The sequence below is a fragment of the Geobacter sp. genome (assembly GCF_030834625.1).
GTDB lineage: Bacteria > Desulfobacterota > Desulfuromonadia > Geobacterales > Geobacteraceae > Geobacter.
Window position 1 is genome coordinate 14,576 of the sequence record NZ_JAUQXO010000010.1, and the last position, 16,391, is coordinate 30,966.

The following is a 16,391-nucleotide window of genomic DNA, read 5'->3' on the forward strand; positions in this document are numbered from 1 at the left end:
TCGTTAAAGAATGAATTTATCCTCGAAAGATGAAGAAGACCGCACCGGCCAGGCAGCAGCCGGCCCAGAGGTAGTCCAGCTTCAGGGGCTGTCCCATGTAGTAGACCGCGAAGGGGACGAAGACCGCAAGCGTTATGACCTCCTGCATGATCTTGAGCTGCCCCAGGCTGAAAGTGCCGTACCCTATCCGGTTGGCGGGAACCTGGATCAGGTACTCGAAGAAGGCGATCCCCCAGCTCACCGCCACCGCGATGTACCACGGGGCCGCCTTCAGGTTCTTCAGGTGCGCGTACCAGGCGAATGTCATGAATACATTGGACAGCGCCAGCAAAACAATCGTTCTCATGCTAATCCTGCACCCAGCCGTTCTCCAGTCCCGCCTCTTCCAGGGCCTCCACAGCCTCGTCGTACTCCTCGTCGGTGATCTTGCGGTGAATCCCCGGCGTCTCGGCGGCCCGGTGGGCCGGGAAGAACTGGTTCATCAGGGCAATGTGGGTCTCAGTCCCCAGGTTCGCGGCGATCCAGCGAAGGGTCTCGCCGCTCCCGGCCGCCCCATCGGGCAGCACCAGGTGGCGGATGATAAGGCCGCGCACCGCGACTCCCTCATCGTCCAGCTCAAGATGCCCCACCTGGCGAAGCATCTCGGCAACTGCCCCCCGGTTCATCTCCCGGTAGCCGGAAGCTGATGAAAACTGGACCGCAGGTTCTTCAGCCACATACTTCATGTCCGGCAGGTAGATGTCCACGACACCATCCAGGAGCCGGAGGGCATCCACCTTCTCGTAACCGCTGGAGTTCCAGACGATGGGAAGCCGGAACCCGCGGGGAATCGCCAGCCAGAGCGCCGCCAGTATCTGCGGCAGGAAGTGGGTCGGAGTGACGAAGTTGATGTTATGCACCCCGCGCTTCTGAAGCCCGAGCATCCGCTCCGCCAGTTCCCGCGTGGTCAGGTCCGTCCCGTTCCCCTGCTGGCTGATGGGGAAGTTCTGGCAGAACCGGCAGTGGAGGCTGCACCAGGAGAGGAAGATGGTCCCCGATCCCCGAGTCCCGGAGATTGGGGGTTCCTCTCCGTGATGAACATTGGCCGATGCAATCCGCGGCAGCCACCCCGCCCGGCATGCACCGATCTCGCCGGCCAGCCGGTTCACCCGGCAGTCGTGGGGGCAGAGGTCGCAGGAGCGCAGCCGCGCATAGGCTGCCTTGACCCGTTTCAGCAATTCGCCTGATTGATAAAGATCGATGTACCGCATGGTCCTTCACGGGCGAATACCAAATTCGCCACTACGCATTATTCCTTCTCCATCAGCTCCACGAACCGCCCGAACAGGTAGTGGGAGTCGTGGGGGCCGGGCGATGCCTCCGGGTGGTGCTGGACCGAGAAGATGGGGAGAGACCTGTGCTTCATCCCCTCCACGGTCTCGTCGTTCAGGTTCTCGTGGGCCAGCTCGCAGGCGTGGCCGAGAGACTCGATGTCCACCGAAAAGCCATGGTTCTGGGCGGTAATCTCAACCCGACGGGTCTCCATATCCATGACCGGCAGGTTGGAGCCATGGTTGCCGAACTTGAGCTTCATGGTCTTGCCGCCCAGTGCGAGGCCCAGGAGCTGGTGGCCGAGACAGATGCCGAAGATCGGCTTCTTGCCCACAAACTTTTTGATGTTCTCGATGACGGCGGTCATGGGCTCCGGGTCACCGGGGCCGTTGCTGAGGAAGATGCCGTCCGGATTCATGGCCAGGGCCTCATCCGCCGGGAAGGTGGCAGGAACCACAGTCACGTCGCAGCCAGCCGAGACGAGGCAGCGGAGGATGTTGTACTTGATGCCGAAGTCGTAGGCCACCACCTTGTATTTGAGTTCTTCAGATTTCGCGGCGGTGTACCCCTCCTCCAGGTCCCAGAGCTTCTCGGTCCAGTGGTAGGGCTTATCGCAGGTGACGCCAGAGGCGAGATCGAGGCCCGCCATGCTCGGCACGGCCCGGGCCTTTCTCACGAGGCTCTCGTGGTCGAAATCGACGGTGGAAATGATCCCGTTCTGGGCACCCTTGTCCCGCAGATGCCGGGTGAGCGCCCGGGTATCGAGCCCCTGAATGCCCACCACGCCGTTCTCCTTCAGATAGGCGTCGAGGCTCATGGTTGCCCGCCAGTTGGAGTAGCAGTCGTGGTACTCCTTGACGATGAACCCCGAGAGGTAGAGCTGCCTGCTCTCGATATCCTCCGGGTTGATGCCGGTGTTGCCCATCTGGGTGTAGGTCATGGTGACCATCTGCCCCTTGTAGGAAGGGTCGGTCAGAACCTCCTGGTAGCCGGTCATGGCGGTGTTGAAAACCACCTCGCCGGTTGACTCGCCGGTGGCACCGAACGATTTTCCTTCAAAGATGCGCCCGTCGGCGAGCGCTAGGACAGCTTTCATGAACATACTCCTATGTCAAATACAATATGTTGGGGCAATGAATGTGTCACCCGTAATGGGTTAACCACGTTTAAACGCAACCTTGCCGGAAACAATAGTGAAAGCCGCGGCTCCCTTCATCTCCCATCCGAGAAAGGGGGAGTTCTTGGACTTGCTGGCGAGCTTGTCGGCCTCCACCATCCACGTGGCATTCGGATCAATGACGGTAATATCAGCAACGGTTCCAGGCTTCAGGGTTCCGCGGTCAATGCCGAGTATTTTTGCCGGGTTGTATGACATCTTCTCCACCAGCGCTGGAAGGGTCAATACCCCCTCTTCCACCAGTTTGAGGGAGAGCGGCAAAGATGTTTCCAGGCCGATGATGCCGTTCAGGGCCTCGTTGAACTCCACATCCTTCTCGTCCAGGTGGTGGGGAGCGTGGTCGGTGGCAATGGCATCAATGGTGCCATCCTTCAGGGCCTCCTTTACCGCGGCCACGTCGTCGGCCGTGCGAAGCGGCGGGTTCATCTTGGCATTGGTGTCGTACCCCCGCACCGCCTCGTCGGTGAGGCTGAAATAGTGGGGTGCGGTCTCGCAGGTGACTTTCACGCCGCGGGCCTTGGCATTGCGGATGATGCGAAGCGACCCCCTGGTGGAAACGTGGGCGATGTGGAGCGGAGAATCGGTGAACTCGGCCAGGTAGACGTCACGGGCAGTTGCCGCGTCCTCGGCGGCCCACGGGATCCCCTTCAGTCCCAGCTCGGTGGAAACGAACCCCTCGTTCATGACTCCCGCACCCACCAGCGACAGGTCCTCAGCGTGGGAGATGACCATAATACCCATCCCCTTGGCATACTCCAGGGCACGGCGCATGAGCTCGGAGCTCGTCACCGGCCGCCCGTCGTCGGAGACGGCCACGCAGCCAGATTCCTTCAGCTCGCCCATTTCGGAGAGGCGCTCGCCGTGAGACCCCTGGGTGATTGAACCCACCGGGAAAACGTTGACCACCCCTTCGGCCTTGGCCTTGGCGATAATGTAAGTGGTCACCGCCTTGTTGTCGTTCACCGGCTTGGTGTTGGGCATGCAGGCCACCGATGTGAACCCGCCGGCCGCAGCAGCCCTGGTCCCGGAAACTATATCTTCCTTGTACTCGAGGCCCGGGTCACGCAGGTGGACGTGCATGTCGATGAGCCCCGGCGTGACGATCAGGCCGGAAGCGTCGATCGTCTCGGTTTCCGGGGGTGCCGTCAACCCCTTGCCCAACTCCTTGACGATCCCATTCTCAACGAGTATGTCGAGCGTTTCATCAATTCCCTGGGACGGGTCGATCACCCGCCCTCCCTGTATCAAAAGATTCATTGGTCACCTCGCGTTCTGGTGTAGGGGCGATCCTTGTGATCGCCTGCAAACGGGCGAATACGAGATTCGCCCCCACAATAATGGGATCATTCAGTTGCCAGCGTTCCGCCACTCACGTGGTAGAGCATCGCCATCCGCACCGCCACGCCGTTTTCCACCTGCTTGAGAACGTGGGAATTGGCGCCGTCTGCCACGTAGGAGGAGAGCTCCACCCCGCGGTTGATGGGTCCGGGGTGCATGACCATCGCGTCGGGCTTCGCCCACTTGAGGTTTTCAGGGTTAAGACCGTAATAGCGGGAATACTCCCGCGTGTTGGGAATGAGGGTTTTCCCCTGCCGCTCCTGCTGAATGCGGAGCATTATGATCACGTCGGCGTCTTGGATCGCCTCTTTCATAGTGCCGCAGACGGTGACGTTGCCGAGCCGCTCCACCCCCGGCGGCATCATGGTGGGGGGGCCAGCCAGGTACATGTGGGACCCCATCTTGGTGAGGCCGGAGATGTCGGACCGGGCCACCCGACTATGGGTAATGTCGCCGACAATGGCCACCTTGAGCCCGTCGAGCCGACCGTAGCGGTCCTTAATGGTCAACATATCGAGGAGCCCCTGGGAAGGGTGCTCGTGGGCGCCGTCGCCGGCATTGATGATGGAGCAGGAAAGCCGCTTGCCCAGGAAGTAGTGGGAGCCCGACACGGCGTGGCGCATGACGACGATATCCGGTTTCATGGCTTCCAGGTTCCGGGCCGTATCGAGGAGCGTCTCCCCCTTGGTAGCCGAACTCGTGGAGGCGGTGATATTGACGGTATCGGCCGACAGCCGCTTTCCCGCGATCTCGAATGAAGTACGGGTACGGGTCGATGACTCGTAGAAAAGGTTGATGATAGTCTTGCCGCGCAGGGTCGGCACCTTCTTGATATCGCGGCTGTTGATCTCCCGCATGTTTTCGGCGGTCGAGATCAGCAGTTCAATCTCATCCTTGGTGAGGTCTTTCAGCGCTATGATGTCCTTGTGCTTGAATCCCATCGCGTCCCCCCGTGGTGGTGTAGGGCCAGGCCCCGTGCCTGCCCCGGCAAAGGCAACCGCCGGCGGCTGCCCTCAGACAATCACTTCTCCAGGACCACTTCCACCGGCTTGGCATCGGCATCGAACTGGACCGTGATCTTCTCCCGGCGGCTCGTGGGTACATTGCGCCCCACAAAGTCGGCCCGGATGGGGAGCTCCCGGTGTCCCCGGTCGATAAGGACCGCCAGCTGGATGCTGTCGGGCCGGCCGTGGTCCATGATGGCATCCATGGCAGCGCGGATGGTCCGGCCGGTAAAAAGCACATCATCCACGAGGATCACCTTCTTCTTTTCCATGGTGAACGGGATATCGGTCTTCCCCACCGGCAGGTGGATGGCGTGTCCCTTGAAATCATCGCGGTAGAGGGTGATGTCAACCTCCCCCACTGACACCTTTCCCCCCTCGATCTCCTCCAGCCGCGCCGACAGTTCCCGGGCCAGATGGACACCGCCGGTCCTGATCCCAATGAGGACCAGATCGGCAACCCCCTTGTTCCGTTCGAGGATTTCGTGGGCAATCCGGGTAAGAGCCCGCTTTACTCCAACCCCGTCAAGTATGGTCGTCTTCTCTTCAGCCACTTCGTCCCTCCTTTCCGCTCGCTGGGTCCTGTCGGCAACTCCGTCAACAGGCACGAAAAGAGCCCTTCCGCACAACGCGAAAAGGCTCAGTAAGACTGTCTGGTACGAGTCTGTCATCAGCACCTTTTCTAACCTCACGGGGTTAATTTAAAAGGTAAAGTTTGTGTGTGTCTGCAAAATTTTCGGAAGTTTATCACCCCGTCAAGGAGAGTGTCAAGGTCAATTTCAGTGAATCAGATCACCGATACTCTTCCAGCGGACACGGAAGTTATCGCGATCCCACGACCAGTATTTGATGAAGGCAAGTCCCTTGATCTGCTCGCTTTTCACAAATCCCCAGAAGCGGCTGTCGTAGGAGCGGTCCCGGTTGTCGCCCATGACAAAATAGGAACCCGCCGGCACCGTGACGGGACCGAAATTGTCCCTCGGGTTCTGGGCCGTGGGAATGATATCGTTCTCCTTGTGGACCTCCTGGGGGATCTGATAATGCTTCCCGTTCACATAGACCTTCTTCATGTATACTTTGATCTCGTCACCGGGGACCCCGATGACGCGCTTGATGAAGTCCTTGCTCGGATCTTCGGGATATTCGAAGACAATGACGTCGCCACACTTCGGCTGTCGGATCGGAGCAATTTTCATGTCGGTAAAAGGAATCTTGGTGCCGTAGATGAACTTGCTGACGAGGATGTGGTCGCCAATGGCCAGGGTATCCTCCATGGAGCCGGAGGGGATCTTGAATGCCTGCACCACGAACGTCCGGATGATGAGGGCAAGGATGACGGCGATGATAATCGACTCGGCATACTCCCGGACAATATGCTTTTTCTTTACCTGCTGCTCCTCTGTCGCCGTGCCTTCACCCATGACGCCGTTCGATCGATTCTGCGTGTCCTTGTAGTCCATTGCGGTTCCTTTTCGGTGAACGTTCGCTACCTACTCTTCCACCTTGAGAATGGCGAGGAAAGCCTCCTGGGGCAGCTCCACGTTCCCCACGTTCTTCATCCGTTTCTTCCCTTCCTTCTGCTTCTCAAGGAGCTTGCGCTTGCGCGTTATGTCGCCGCCGTAGCACTTGGCAAGAACATCCTTGCGCAGGGCCTTGACGGTTTCCCGGGCAATGACCTTGGTGCCGATGGCCGCCTGGATCGCCACTTCGAACATCTGGCGGGGAATCAGCTCCTTCATCTTGGAGACGAGGTCCCGGCCCCGGAAATAGGCCTTGTCCCGGTGGATGATGAGGGAAAGGGCGTCGACCACTTCGCCGTTGATCATGATATTCATCCGCACGAGTTCGCTGCGGCGGTAGTCCAGATGCTCGTAATCGAGAGACGCATATCCCTTGGTAATGGATTTGAGCCGGTCGTAGAAGTCCAGCACCACCTCGTTCAGGGGGAGTTCGTAGATAATCATAACCCGCGTCTGAGTCAGGTATTTAATCTCCCGTTGAACCCCGCGCTTCTCCTCGCACAGAGCCAGGATCCCGCCGACGAACTCGTTGGGAGTGTGAATGGACGCCAAGATGAACGGCTCCTCCACGTAGTCGATTTCCTGGGTGGGGGGTAGCTGATTGGCGCTCTCGATGGAGATCACGTCCCCCTTGAGCCGATGGACCCTGTAAACGACCGTCGGAGCGGTGGTGATCAGGTCGAGGTTGAACTCCCTTTCCAGCCGCTCCTGGATGATCTCCATGTGAAGAAGCCCCAGAAAGCCGCACCGGAAGCCGAAACCCAACGCCAGGGAGGTTTCCGGCTCGTAGGAAAAAGAGGAGTCATTGAGCTTGAGCTTGGCGAGTGCGTCGCGAAGCTGCTCGTACTGTGACGTATCGATGGGGTACAGCCCCGAAAAGACCATCGGCTTCACTTCCTTGAAACCGCCGAGGGGAGTTATGCAGGGCCTGTGGGTATGGGTTACGGTGTCGCCGATCTTGGCATCGGCAACATCCTTGATGCCGGCGATAAGGAAACCGACCTCTCCCGCCGACAGCTGGGGCACCTCGCGCATGACCGGGGCGAAGACGCCGACCTTGAGGGCCTCATAGCTGCGCCCGGTGGAGACGAGCTGGATCTTCTCCCCCTTTTTCAGGGTACCGTCGATGAGCCGCACCAGGATGATGACTCCCTGATACTGGTCGTACCACGAATCGAAGAGCAGCGCCTTGAGCGGCGCGGCCGGGTCTCCCTCCGGCGGCGGTATCTTCTTGACAATCTCTTCCAGTATCTCCCGGGTGCCGATCCCCTCCTTGGCGCTGGCGAGTACCGCGTCGTGGGCGTCAATGCCGATGATCTCCTCGATCTCGTGTTTGACCCGCTCCGGATCAGCCGCCGGCAGATCGATTTTGTTCAGGACCGGGAAGACCTCAAGATTGGTGTCGATGGCCAGGTAGACATTGGCAAGGGTCTGGGCCTCGACCCCCTGGGATGCATCAACCACCAGCAGCCCCCCCTCGCAGGCAGCCAGGGACCGGGAAACCTCGTAGGTGAAATCCACGTGCCCTGGGGTATCGATAAGGTTCAGGACGTAGTCCTTCCCGTCGTCAGCCCGATAGATCAGGCGGACGGTCTGGGCCTTGATGGTAATCCCCCGCTCCCGCTCCAGGTCCATCTTGTCGAGGAACTGATCCTGCTTCTCTCGCTCGGACAGGGCGCCGGTGTACTCCAGAAGCCGATCGGCAAGGGTGGACTTACCGTGGTCAATGTGGGCAATTATCGAGAAATTCCGGATGTTTTCGATCTTCATAGACACCTTGTTCGTATGCTTGAGTGTAACCGGGGAACAATAGCCGAAAGAGCCTGTTTTTGTAAAGGAGATTCTCCGGAAAGCCCCTGATGAGGATTCCAGCATTAATTTAATCCCACTTATGCGATTGCCGAGCCCGCAGAGCTGTGGTATACAGTCCAACAGACCATATTTCATTATCGTAACAGTATCCGCGACACTCTGAAACAAGAGGGTGGTCTGTTACCTATTCCCTTGCGTTCGCCGACAGGAATAACGACCGTGGCCCCGACTGGACCGACATGCGCAATGGAGACCGAACGAATTGCCGAGCTGGAGCGGCTTGTTGACGAATTGCGGGCTGAGTTGGCCGAACGGAAAAACGCCGAGCGGGAACTCAAGCGAGCAAAGGCGACAGCCGAAGCGGCCTGCCACACCAAGGGAGAGCTCCTTGCCCAGGTGAGTCACGAAATCCGTTCCCAGATACAGCTTCTGACTGGCGCCGTTGAACTTCTCCGCGAAACTCCTCTCGACCAGGCTCAAACTGAATACCTGAACGCCTTTCACCATGCTGCAGAATTCCTCCTCTCCCTCGTCAACGACCTGCTCGACAACTCACGGCTCGAAGCAGGACGGCTCCACCTGGAACAGATCGAGTTTCCGTTCCGTGAATTCATCGACACAACCGCAAAACTCATAGCCTGGCAGGCCGGCAGAAAAGGGCTCGTACTCGAGTATAGCGTGGCGTCCGATGTTCCTGCTCGGCTTGTCGGCGATCCGAAGCGACTCCAACAGGTTATTCTCAACCTGGCCGGCAACGCCGTAAAGTTTACCGACGAGGGGAAAATCACCCTCACGGTCGAACGGGACCCTGACCCGTCCCCATCCGACTCCACCACGGAAGTCCCCCTCCGGTTCACCATTCAGGATACGGGGGTAGGAATTCCCGGCGAAAAACTCGATGAAATCTTCGAGAGATACGCTCAAGTCTCGTCCGCCACCTCCCGCACCTACGGAGGAACAGGGCTCGGACTGGCCATCGCCAAGGGCATCGTCAGCATGATGGGCGGAACAATTCGGGTTATGAGCAAGGAAGGGAAAGGGACCTGTTTCGTATTCACCGCCCGACTATGCTCCCCGGGTCTCCCCGTTTCCCCCGACACCGAACGGAGACAGGCCGCCAATCCGCAGGAACGGAGCCTCCGGATTCTCCTGGCAGAGGATGCCGCGGACATACGGATGCTTCTCAGTGCGTTCCTCGGAACTACCAGCCACGCTGTCGACATGGCCCACAACGGCGAAGAGGCGCTGAAGAAATTCATGGCGGGCGACTACGACCTCGTGCTTATGGACATACAGATGCCGGTCATGGATGGCTTTTCGGCCACCAGGAAGATCAGGGAATGGGAGCAACAGCATGGCCGAACGCCGGTGCCCGTTATCGCACTCACGGCCAGCGCCGAGCGACGTGATTTCCTGAAGACACGGGAAGCGGGCTGTACGACGCATCTCTCCAAGCCGATCAGAAAGGAGATTCTGCTGCAAACGATCAACGAAATGGCACAGCAGTAACCGAAGATCCCCCATGACCCAACGCAAGCGGAAACCTGTCAGAATCAAGGTGGACCCGGAACTGATCGACATCGTTCCCGTCTTCCTCGATCACCGGTGGCAAGATGTCGCTTCCCTTCAAGATGCCCTGGCCCACGAAGATTCGTCCCTGATCCGCACCATAGCCCACAATCTCAAGGGGGCGGGACGCTCGTTCGGGTTCGACGCCGTGAGCCTCATCGGCGAGCGGCTGGAAAAAGCGGCTGCGCGCAGTAACTGGCCTTCCATAGAGCGATTCATAAACCGGCTGATCGCCTATCTGGAGAGAGTCGAGCCTGTCTGCGAGTAGCGTTGCGTTGCCTTCCCCCATGATTCGTGCTATACGTCCGGCAGCCTGACCACCACACGCAAAGGAATAAACATGCTGACCGGAAAACAAAAACGCTTTCTCCGGGGGCTGGGGCACAGCCTCAATCCCGTAATCACCGTCGGCAAAGGGGAAGTCTCCGAACCCCTTGTCCGCGAAACCGTCGAAGCCCTCGAGCACCACGAACTCATCAAAGTGAAGATCCTCGAAAGCTGCATCATGGACCGCCACGAAGTGGCCGATGAACTGGCCCGCGCCTGCGGCGCCGAGGTGGCCCAAGTGCTCGGTCGGACTTTTCTTCTTTACCGTAAGGCCACTGAACCGAAACTGGAGCTCCCCAAGGAAAAGTAGACCACCCAGAACCTTACCAGACGAGAAAAGCCCGGATCGCTCCGGGCTTTTCTCGTTTATTGCTCTATGTATTGGTCTGCCGGCTTCGGGAATCAGTCGTCGTGCCCGTGTCCTTTACCCTTGCCACGGTGCTTGTGCTCATCCTTGTATCGCCGCTTATCCGCTTTGCGGCGCTCCTTATACTCTTTTTCCGGCTTGAAGCGCTTCCCGCGGTAGTGGTCGTGGTCACTGCGGTAAACCCGGTATTCGTCGTCGCGGTAGTAACGGATCCGCTCCAGCTTATGCTTGCGGAGCCCCGGGGGGAGGCTCTTGTACTGAACCACAGCCCACGGTCCCCGGTAGTGGGGTGCCCGGTACCAGTAATTGTCCTGCCAGAGGTAGTAGCGGCCGGAGATGTAGAAAATGTCATAGGGGATATCCACCCCGACGTAAAACCCGAGACGCGGTGGGGTGATAAAGACCGGCGGTTCCTCGATCACCACCCGCGGAGGCGCCGAAACCAACACTGGCTGCGGCGACGGAATTACCACTCTTGGCTGGTTGCCGACATTGATGTTCACGTCAAAGCCGACGTCGGACGCAGCGAGTACCGGCGACACCACCGCCAACACCAGGGGAACAGCTGCAAGAAACTTCTTCATAGACTCTCCATTCTCGATAAAATTCCCTTGACGATTGCACCACTCAAGGGGACAGGATATAAAAAAGCCGGGACCGCACCATTAAAAATGATATTTCGGCAACCCGGCTGTCTGCGTGAGACCCTGTAGGCTTTCCGCCCCATCCTCACGGATGGTTAAGTATTATCGTCTATCAAGCAGCATTTTTTCACCGTTAATAACCCAATACCGGCGGCAAGTCAAGGATTTAGCCATACCATCCCGTAATCACGTGTCTTGCCGGCACACTCCTCCCCTCCGTTCACACTCTTTCATAGGGCTCGAAGAGCCGCTTGAATTCGTCAAGGGCGAAGCGGTCTGTCATGCCAGCGATATAGTCGCAGACGACCCGCTCCCGCCCCAGAATATCCATCTTATTCTGATACTTGCGTGGTAGGAGCGTAGAATGTTTCACATAGGATTCAAAGAGTTGGGAGAGGTAGCGTTCTGCCTTCACCCGCATCCGCTCAACCCTGTAGTGCCGGTAGAGGTTTTCAAAGAGAAACCGCTTGAGCTTACGGTTTTTTTCCGCTACAGCCGGACTGAACGCCACCACGGGGCGGTTGCCCCTCCGCAGATCGTCAAGGGTGGAAATATTCAGCCGTCGCACGTTCTCCAGCGTGGTGACGGTCAGGTCCTTGATGAAGAGCCCGATGAGGGCGCTGATGGTCTGGAACTTCCGCCGCTCAGGGTCGATCTCCGGATAGGCGCTCCCGATCCCCTCGTAAACCTCCCGCCAGAGCTCCACCCCATGGAGCTGATCAAGAGTTATGAAGCCTGACTTGAGGCCGTCGTCGATATCGTGATTGTTGTAAGCGATCTCATCGGCATAGTTGATGATCTGGGCCTCGATGGTCGGTACCACACCGGGAAGGAATCCGTCAATCACCCCTACCGGCCGATCATAGGGGGACGAATGTTTGACAATCCCCTCCAGCACCTCCCAGGAGAGATTAAGGCCGTTGAAGTCGGGATAGCGCTCCTCCAACTGATCCACCACCCGGAACGACTGGAGGTTATGCTCGAAGCCGCCGAACCCCTCCATCAAGCGGTTCAGGACCTCCTCCCCCGTGTGGCCGAATGGTGTATGCCCCAGGTCGTGTGCCAGGGCCAGGGCCTCTGTCAGCTCCTCGTTCAGCCCAAGGCGCCGGGCAATCGCCTTGCCGATCTGGGCCACCTCCAGGGAATGGGTGAGCCGGGTGCGGTAGTAGTCCCCCTCGTGATTGACAAACACCTGTGTTTTGTACTCAAGCCTGCGGAATGCTGCACAGTGGATAATCCGGTCCCGGTCCCGCTCGAAGGCGGGCCGGTGGTCGCGAAAGACCTCCGGGTGCCGCCTGCCACGGGATTCGGCGCTTCGCGCCGCGTAGCCCGCCAGGTCAGTCCGCTCCAGGGAACGTCCGTCAATGCCGTCTGCCATATTTCCTCCCCCTGTTGCGCCCAACTCTAATGTCGCTTCCCGGGAGTGTCAACCGCGAAAAGATATCCTTGACTCCTCACAACGTATCATGTTAGATTTCTGAGCCTTTTTTAAGAATATTCGCTTTGCGGCAAGGAGTTGTAAAACCATACCATGTCAACTAAACTCCTGGAACTGGTCCCCGAAAGAGTCAGAAAGAAACTTGGCCCACAATCGGGCGTCTGCCTCCTCAATGGCCGCGACCTGTTCAGCGCCCTCAAGAACGAAAAACTCATCCTCATGGCCTGCAACCCACGGATAAGACACGTTATTCCCGGCATCATGAAGGCTGCCGAGGAGCTCGACGCCGTGGTCGCATTCGAGCTCACCCGAACCGAGGGGGGAATTGACGGCGGCTACACCGGGCAGACCCCGCAGCTTTTCGTCGATACGGTTATGGAATATGCCGAACGGTTCGGCTTCACGAAGCCGTTCATCATCCACGGCGACCATACAACCGTCCAGAACACCTCACCCGAAGAACAGGAGAGCGCCCGGCTCCTCATCCAGTCCCAGATTGAGGCCGGTTATACCTCCTTTGCCATCGACGCATCCTTCAATCCTCTGCCCGACAACATCCGGATCACCGCCGAACTGGCAGCCACCGTGGAGGATGAGGGGTACGGCCTCGAAGTTGAGCTGGGAGAAGTACGACCTCCTGGCGTGGAGTCAAACCTGACCACCGTCGAAGAGACCGATGAATTTCTGTCGGGCCTTGCGGCAAAAGGGATCCAGCCTCAACTCCTTGCCATCGACAACGGCTCCAAGCGGGGAAACTACCTGGACGGTGAGATGGTCAGAATTGATCTCGACCGGACCAAGGCGATCTTCGAGGCTGCCGTGCGCCACGGCCTCTCGGGGCTCGTCCAGCACGGCATTACCGGAACGCCGTTGCGACTCGTGGGCAAGCTCGCCGACTACGGTATCCGCAAGGGGAACATCGGTACCCTCTGGCAGAATGTGGCCCACGCGGGGCTCCCACTCGATCTCATGGACGCCATGCGCCACTGGGCAAGGGACAACGGCAGGGACATAAAGTTCGCCACAAAAATCTTTAAGGCCGAAATAGATTCCATCCCCGAAGAAAATGCAAAGCAGATTCACGACATGGCTTACCGTGAAGCCAGGGAATTTCTCCAGGCCTTTCACGCCAAGGGGAGTGCCTCCCGGCTCGCTGCTGCCATCGGGAATGCCCCGTGAGAGTCATCGGCGGAAGCGCCCGGGGACGCCGGCTTGCCTCCCCCCGGGGAGAACGGGTCCGCCCCACTGCAGACCGGGTAAAGGAAGCCCTTTTTAGCATCCTTACCTCACTTCTGGGGAACTTAGAAGGACTGAAAATTCTCGACATCTTTGCCGGAACAGGAAACCTCGGCATCGAAGCCCTGAGCCGGGGCTGCAGCGAGGCAGTCTTTGTCGACAGCCACCGGGAGTCAGCCGCCGTTATCAGGCAGAACCTGACTCAGCTTGGCCTCGCCGACCGGAGCCGGGTGGTCGTAACAGAAGCTGCGGCGGCACTTCAGCTGCTCGCGGGAGAAAGTCCCTTTCACATCATTTTTCTCGACCCTCCCTATCGCCTGGGGCTGGCGGAAAATATCCTCGAAAAACTGGCAGCATCACCGTGTGTCACCGGGAGTACGATCATCGTGGCAGAATCGGATTCGGGCGAAGAACTCCCCGAAGGATTCGGTCCGTTGAGACAGTTCGACCGGAGAGTTTACGGCGACACCGCCCTCACATTCTTCCAGAAAGGGATACCTGACGACCATGCCTAGAAAAGTCGCCGTCTACCCCGGTTCCTTCGACCCCATCACCTACGGCCACCTGGACATCATCGACCGGGGGCTCAGAATTTTCGACGAAATCATCGTAGCTGTGGCCCGCAACTCGGCCAAGAACTCCCTCTTCACCATCGATGAACGGGTCGACATGATCCAGCGGGTGCTGGCGGACAACGTCAGGGCGAGGGTTGACACTTTCGACGGCCTTCTGGTAGATTACGTCCTCTCTCAGAATGCGACGGTCATCATTCGGGGACTGCGAGCCATCTCGGATTTCGAGTATGAATTTCAGATCGCCCAGATGAATCGGAGCATCTCTCAGGATGTTGAAACACTTTTCATGATGACATCAGTCCCTTACGGTTACCTGTCGTCATCCATCGTCAAGGAAGTCAGTTCCCTGAACGGACCCATAGAGGGTCTGGTTCCGCCCCTGGTGCGGGAGGCCCTCAGGGATAAATTTTCAAAAACGGAATAGCTAGAGCGGACGCTCCACTGGAGCCTCTGCCATAACCCCAAAGGAGGGAACAATGAAACTTGCAGACCGCGTCAACAAGATCCAGCCGTCCCCTACCCTGTCCATCGACGCCAAGGCGAAGGCATTGAAGGCCCAGGGAGTGGATGTCGTCGGCTTCGGTGCCGGCGAGCCCGACTTCGACACCCCCGCAAACATCAAGGAAGCTGGTAAGAAAGCCATCGACGCAGGTTTCACCAAATACATGCCGGTTGGGGGCGCCGACGACCTGAAGGACGCCATCATCGCCAAAATGAAGCGTGACCATGGCATTGAGTACACCCGCGACGAGATCTCCGTTGCCTGCGGCGCCAAGCACACCCTCTACAACATCTCCCAAGCCCTGATCCAGGAGGGTGATGAGGTCATCATCCCGGGCCCCTATTGGGTCTCCTATCCCGATCAGGTCGTTCTCGCCGGCGGGACGTCGGTCTTTATCATGACCGACGAATCCACCGGCTTCAAGATCACTCCGGACCAACTGGAGAAGGCAATCACCCCGAAAACCCGGTACGTGATCCTCAACTCCCCCTGCAACCCGACCGGCTCCACCTACACGAAGGACGAACTGAAGGCCCTGGCCGCCGTTCTGCTCAAACACCCGCACGTCCTGATCGTCTCCGACGATATCTACGAGAAGCTCCTCTATGACGGCCTGGAGTTCTGCAACATCCCCATGGCCTGCCCCGAACTGAAGGACCGCACCATCATCGTGAACGGCGTTTCCAAGGCCTACTCCATGACCGGATGGCGGATCGGCTACGCCTGCGGCCCCAAGGAGCTCATGGGAGCCATGACCAAGATGCAGTCCCAGTCCACCTCCAACGCCACCTCCATCTCCCAGAAGGCCTCCGTCGAGGCACTGAACGGTCCCCAGGACGCGGTGGCCGAGATGGTAAAGGAATTCGAGAAGCGGCGCACCTACATCGTCGACCGACTGAACGCCATCCCCGGCGTCTCCTGCTTCAAGTCCACCGGCGCCTTCTACGCCTTCCCGAACTTCTCCGGCGTCTACGGCAAGACCACCCCGGCCGGGAAGAAGATCGAGAATTCCACCGAATTCGCCGCCTACCTGCTGGAGGACGCCAAGGTTGCCCTGGTTCCCGGCGTTGCCTTTGGTGACGACCGCTACGCCCGACTCTCCTACGCCACCAGCATGGAGACCATCAAGAAGGGGATCGACCGGATCGAAGAGGCCATCAAAAACCTGAAATAACAGGCTGACCCATTGCAAGCGAGGGATGTTTTGCTACCCTCAACGGAAGAAGGCGAGGATTACCCAGGTACCTCGCCTTTTTTCTTACCCACCCGGCGCCGCGTTACCCTAAAGCATCCGTCCAACCTGCCGATGAGTTAGGCATGGGGTTTTCTCGGTACACCAGTCAGAGCAGCATAGCCCGCAAAGGAGAAAGGCGATGATCACCAAAACTATGACCATCGGCGACATCATCCGTACCTACCCCCAGACCCTGAAAGTCTTCGAAAAGTACGGCCTCGACTGTTATGAGTGCCAGGTGGCCGATTACGAGGAACTGGAGCACGGTGCCGGCGTCCACAAAACCGACCTGGAAAAACTCCTTAAGGAGCTCAACGAAGTCATCGCACCGTGAAAC

Annotated in this window: 18 protein-coding genes and 1 riboswitch; of the genes, 8 read left to right on the forward strand and 10 right to left on the reverse strand. The window is 58.6% G+C overall.

Annotated elements, in window-relative coordinates; genetic code table 11:
* Window positions 1-16: 16 nt before the first annotated feature.
* The 8 genes from RCH91_RS01400 to lepA all read right to left on the reverse strand — a co-directional run bounded on the left by RCH91_RS01400 (window position 17) and on the right by lepA (window position 8,120).
* On the reverse strand, window positions 17-346 hold the full coding sequence (locus tag RCH91_RS01400; RefSeq protein ID WP_214185313.1) for a DMT family protein: 330 nt from the start codon (window positions 344-346) through the stop codon (window positions 17-19).
* Between the two features lies 1 nt (window position 347).
* Entirely contained in the window at window positions 348-1,250 is a 903-nt protein-coding gene (locus tag RCH91_RS01405) for a radical SAM protein (protein ID WP_306532732.1), read from the reverse strand.
* Between the two features lie 38 nt (window positions 1,251-1,288).
* Window positions 1,289-2,407: a glutamine-hydrolyzing carbamoyl-phosphate synthase small subunit gene (gene carA, locus RCH91_RS01410; protein WP_306532733.1), complete on the reverse strand. Its 1,119-nt coding sequence runs from the start codon at window positions 2,405-2,407 to the stop codon at window positions 1,289-1,291.
* Window positions 2,408-2,467: 60 nt separating this feature from the next.
* On the reverse strand, window positions 2,468-3,745 hold the full coding sequence (locus tag RCH91_RS01415; RefSeq protein WP_306532734.1) for a dihydroorotase: 1,278 nt from the start codon (window positions 3,743-3,745) through the stop codon (window positions 2,468-2,470).
* A gap of 86 nt (window positions 3,746-3,831) precedes the next feature.
* The gene (locus RCH91_RS01420) at window positions 3,832-4,767 is read right to left on the reverse strand and encodes an aspartate carbamoyltransferase catalytic subunit (protein WP_306532735.1); all 936 of its coding nucleotides are present in this window, start codon (window positions 4,765-4,767) and stop codon (window positions 3,832-3,834) included.
* Window positions 4,768-4,847: 80 nt separating this feature from the next.
* Window positions 4,848-5,384, reverse strand: coding sequence for a bifunctional pyr operon transcriptional regulator/uracil phosphoribosyltransferase PyrR (gene pyrR, locus RCH91_RS01425; RefSeq protein ID WP_306532736.1), 537 nt, complete (start codon window positions 5,382-5,384; stop codon window positions 4,848-4,850).
* Between the two features lie 225 nt (window positions 5,385-5,609).
* The gene (gene lepB, locus RCH91_RS01430; RefSeq protein WP_306532737.1) at window positions 5,610-6,290 is read right to left on the reverse strand and encodes a signal peptidase I; all 681 of its coding nucleotides are present in this window, start codon (window positions 6,288-6,290) and stop codon (window positions 5,610-5,612) included.
* A 30-nt stretch (window positions 6,291-6,320) separates the two neighbouring features.
* On the reverse strand, window positions 6,321-8,120 hold the full coding sequence (lepA, locus tag RCH91_RS01435; RefSeq protein ID WP_306532738.1) for a translation elongation factor 4: 1,800 nt from the start codon (window positions 8,118-8,120) through the stop codon (window positions 6,321-6,323).
* A gap of 288 nt (window positions 8,121-8,408) precedes the next feature.
* On the opposite strand from lepA, the gene RCH91_RS01440 reads away from it, so the two are divergent.
* The 3 genes from RCH91_RS01440 to yhbY all read left to right on the forward strand — a co-directional run bounded on the left by RCH91_RS01440 (window position 8,409) and on the right by yhbY (window position 10,368).
* The gene (locus RCH91_RS01440; protein WP_306532739.1) at window positions 8,409-9,671 is read left to right on the forward strand and encodes an ATP-binding protein; all 1,263 of its coding nucleotides are present in this window, start codon (window positions 8,409-8,411) and stop codon (window positions 9,669-9,671) included.
* Between the two features lie 13 nt (window positions 9,672-9,684).
* Complete coding sequence (locus RCH91_RS01445; RefSeq protein WP_306532740.1) at window positions 9,685-9,999, forward strand: Hpt domain-containing protein; 315 nt, start codon at window positions 9,685-9,687, stop codon at window positions 9,997-9,999.
* Window positions 10,000-10,071: 72 nt separating this feature from the next.
* Window positions 10,072-10,368 carry a ribosome assembly RNA-binding protein YhbY gene (gene yhbY, locus RCH91_RS01450; RefSeq protein ID WP_306532741.1) on the forward strand — a complete coding sequence of 99 codons (297 nt, stop codon included), beginning with the start codon at window positions 10,072-10,074 and terminating at the stop codon, window positions 10,366-10,368.
* 92 nt (window positions 10,369-10,460) lie between these two features.
* On the opposite strand, the gene RCH91_RS01455 is transcribed toward yhbY, so the two are convergent.
* Entirely contained in the window at window positions 10,461-11,009 is a 549-nt protein-coding gene (locus tag RCH91_RS01455) for a hypothetical protein (protein WP_306532742.1), read from the reverse strand.
* A 94-nt stretch (window positions 11,010-11,103) separates the two neighbouring features.
* A riboswitch (cyclic di-GMP riboswitch) is annotated at window positions 11,104-11,180 on the reverse strand.
* 109 nt (window positions 11,181-11,289) lie between these two features.
* On the reverse strand, window positions 11,290-12,447 hold the full coding sequence (locus tag RCH91_RS01460) for a deoxyguanosinetriphosphate triphosphohydrolase (protein WP_306532743.1): 1,158 nt from the start codon (window positions 12,445-12,447) through the stop codon (window positions 11,290-11,292).
* 153 nt (window positions 12,448-12,600) lie between these two features.
* Between RCH91_RS01460 and RCH91_RS01465 the strand changes: the two genes are divergently transcribed.
* The 5 genes from RCH91_RS01465 (at window position 12,601) to RCH91_RS01485 (ending at window position 16,388) form a co-directional block, all read left to right on the forward strand.
* Entirely contained in the window at window positions 12,601-13,686 is a 1,086-nt protein-coding gene (locus tag RCH91_RS01465) for a class II fructose-bisphosphate aldolase (protein WP_306532744.1), read from the forward strand.
* Window positions 13,683-14,258 carry a 16S rRNA (guanine(966)-N(2))-methyltransferase RsmD gene (rsmD, locus tag RCH91_RS01470; RefSeq protein ID WP_306532745.1) on the forward strand — a complete coding sequence of 192 codons (576 nt, stop codon included), beginning with the start codon at window positions 13,683-13,685 and terminating at the stop codon, window positions 14,256-14,258. The genes RCH91_RS01465 and rsmD overlap by 4 nt, the downstream gene beginning before the upstream one ends.
* Window positions 14,251-14,742 carry a pantetheine-phosphate adenylyltransferase gene (gene coaD, locus RCH91_RS01475; RefSeq protein ID WP_306532746.1) on the forward strand — a complete coding sequence of 164 codons (492 nt, stop codon included), beginning with the start codon at window positions 14,251-14,253 and terminating at the stop codon, window positions 14,740-14,742. The genes rsmD and coaD overlap by 8 nt, the downstream gene beginning before the upstream one ends.
* Window positions 14,743-14,794: 52 nt before the next feature.
* Window positions 14,795-15,994 (forward strand): pyridoxal phosphate-dependent aminotransferase, encoded by a 1,200-nt coding sequence (locus RCH91_RS01480; protein WP_306532747.1) that lies wholly within the window; start codon window positions 14,795-14,797, stop codon window positions 15,992-15,994.
* Between the two features lie 199 nt (window positions 15,995-16,193).
* On the forward strand, window positions 16,194-16,388 hold the full coding sequence (locus RCH91_RS01485; protein WP_306532748.1) for a DUF1858 domain-containing protein: 195 nt from the start codon (window positions 16,194-16,196) through the stop codon (window positions 16,386-16,388).
* The last annotated feature ends 3 nt before the right edge of the window (window positions 16,389-16,391 follow it).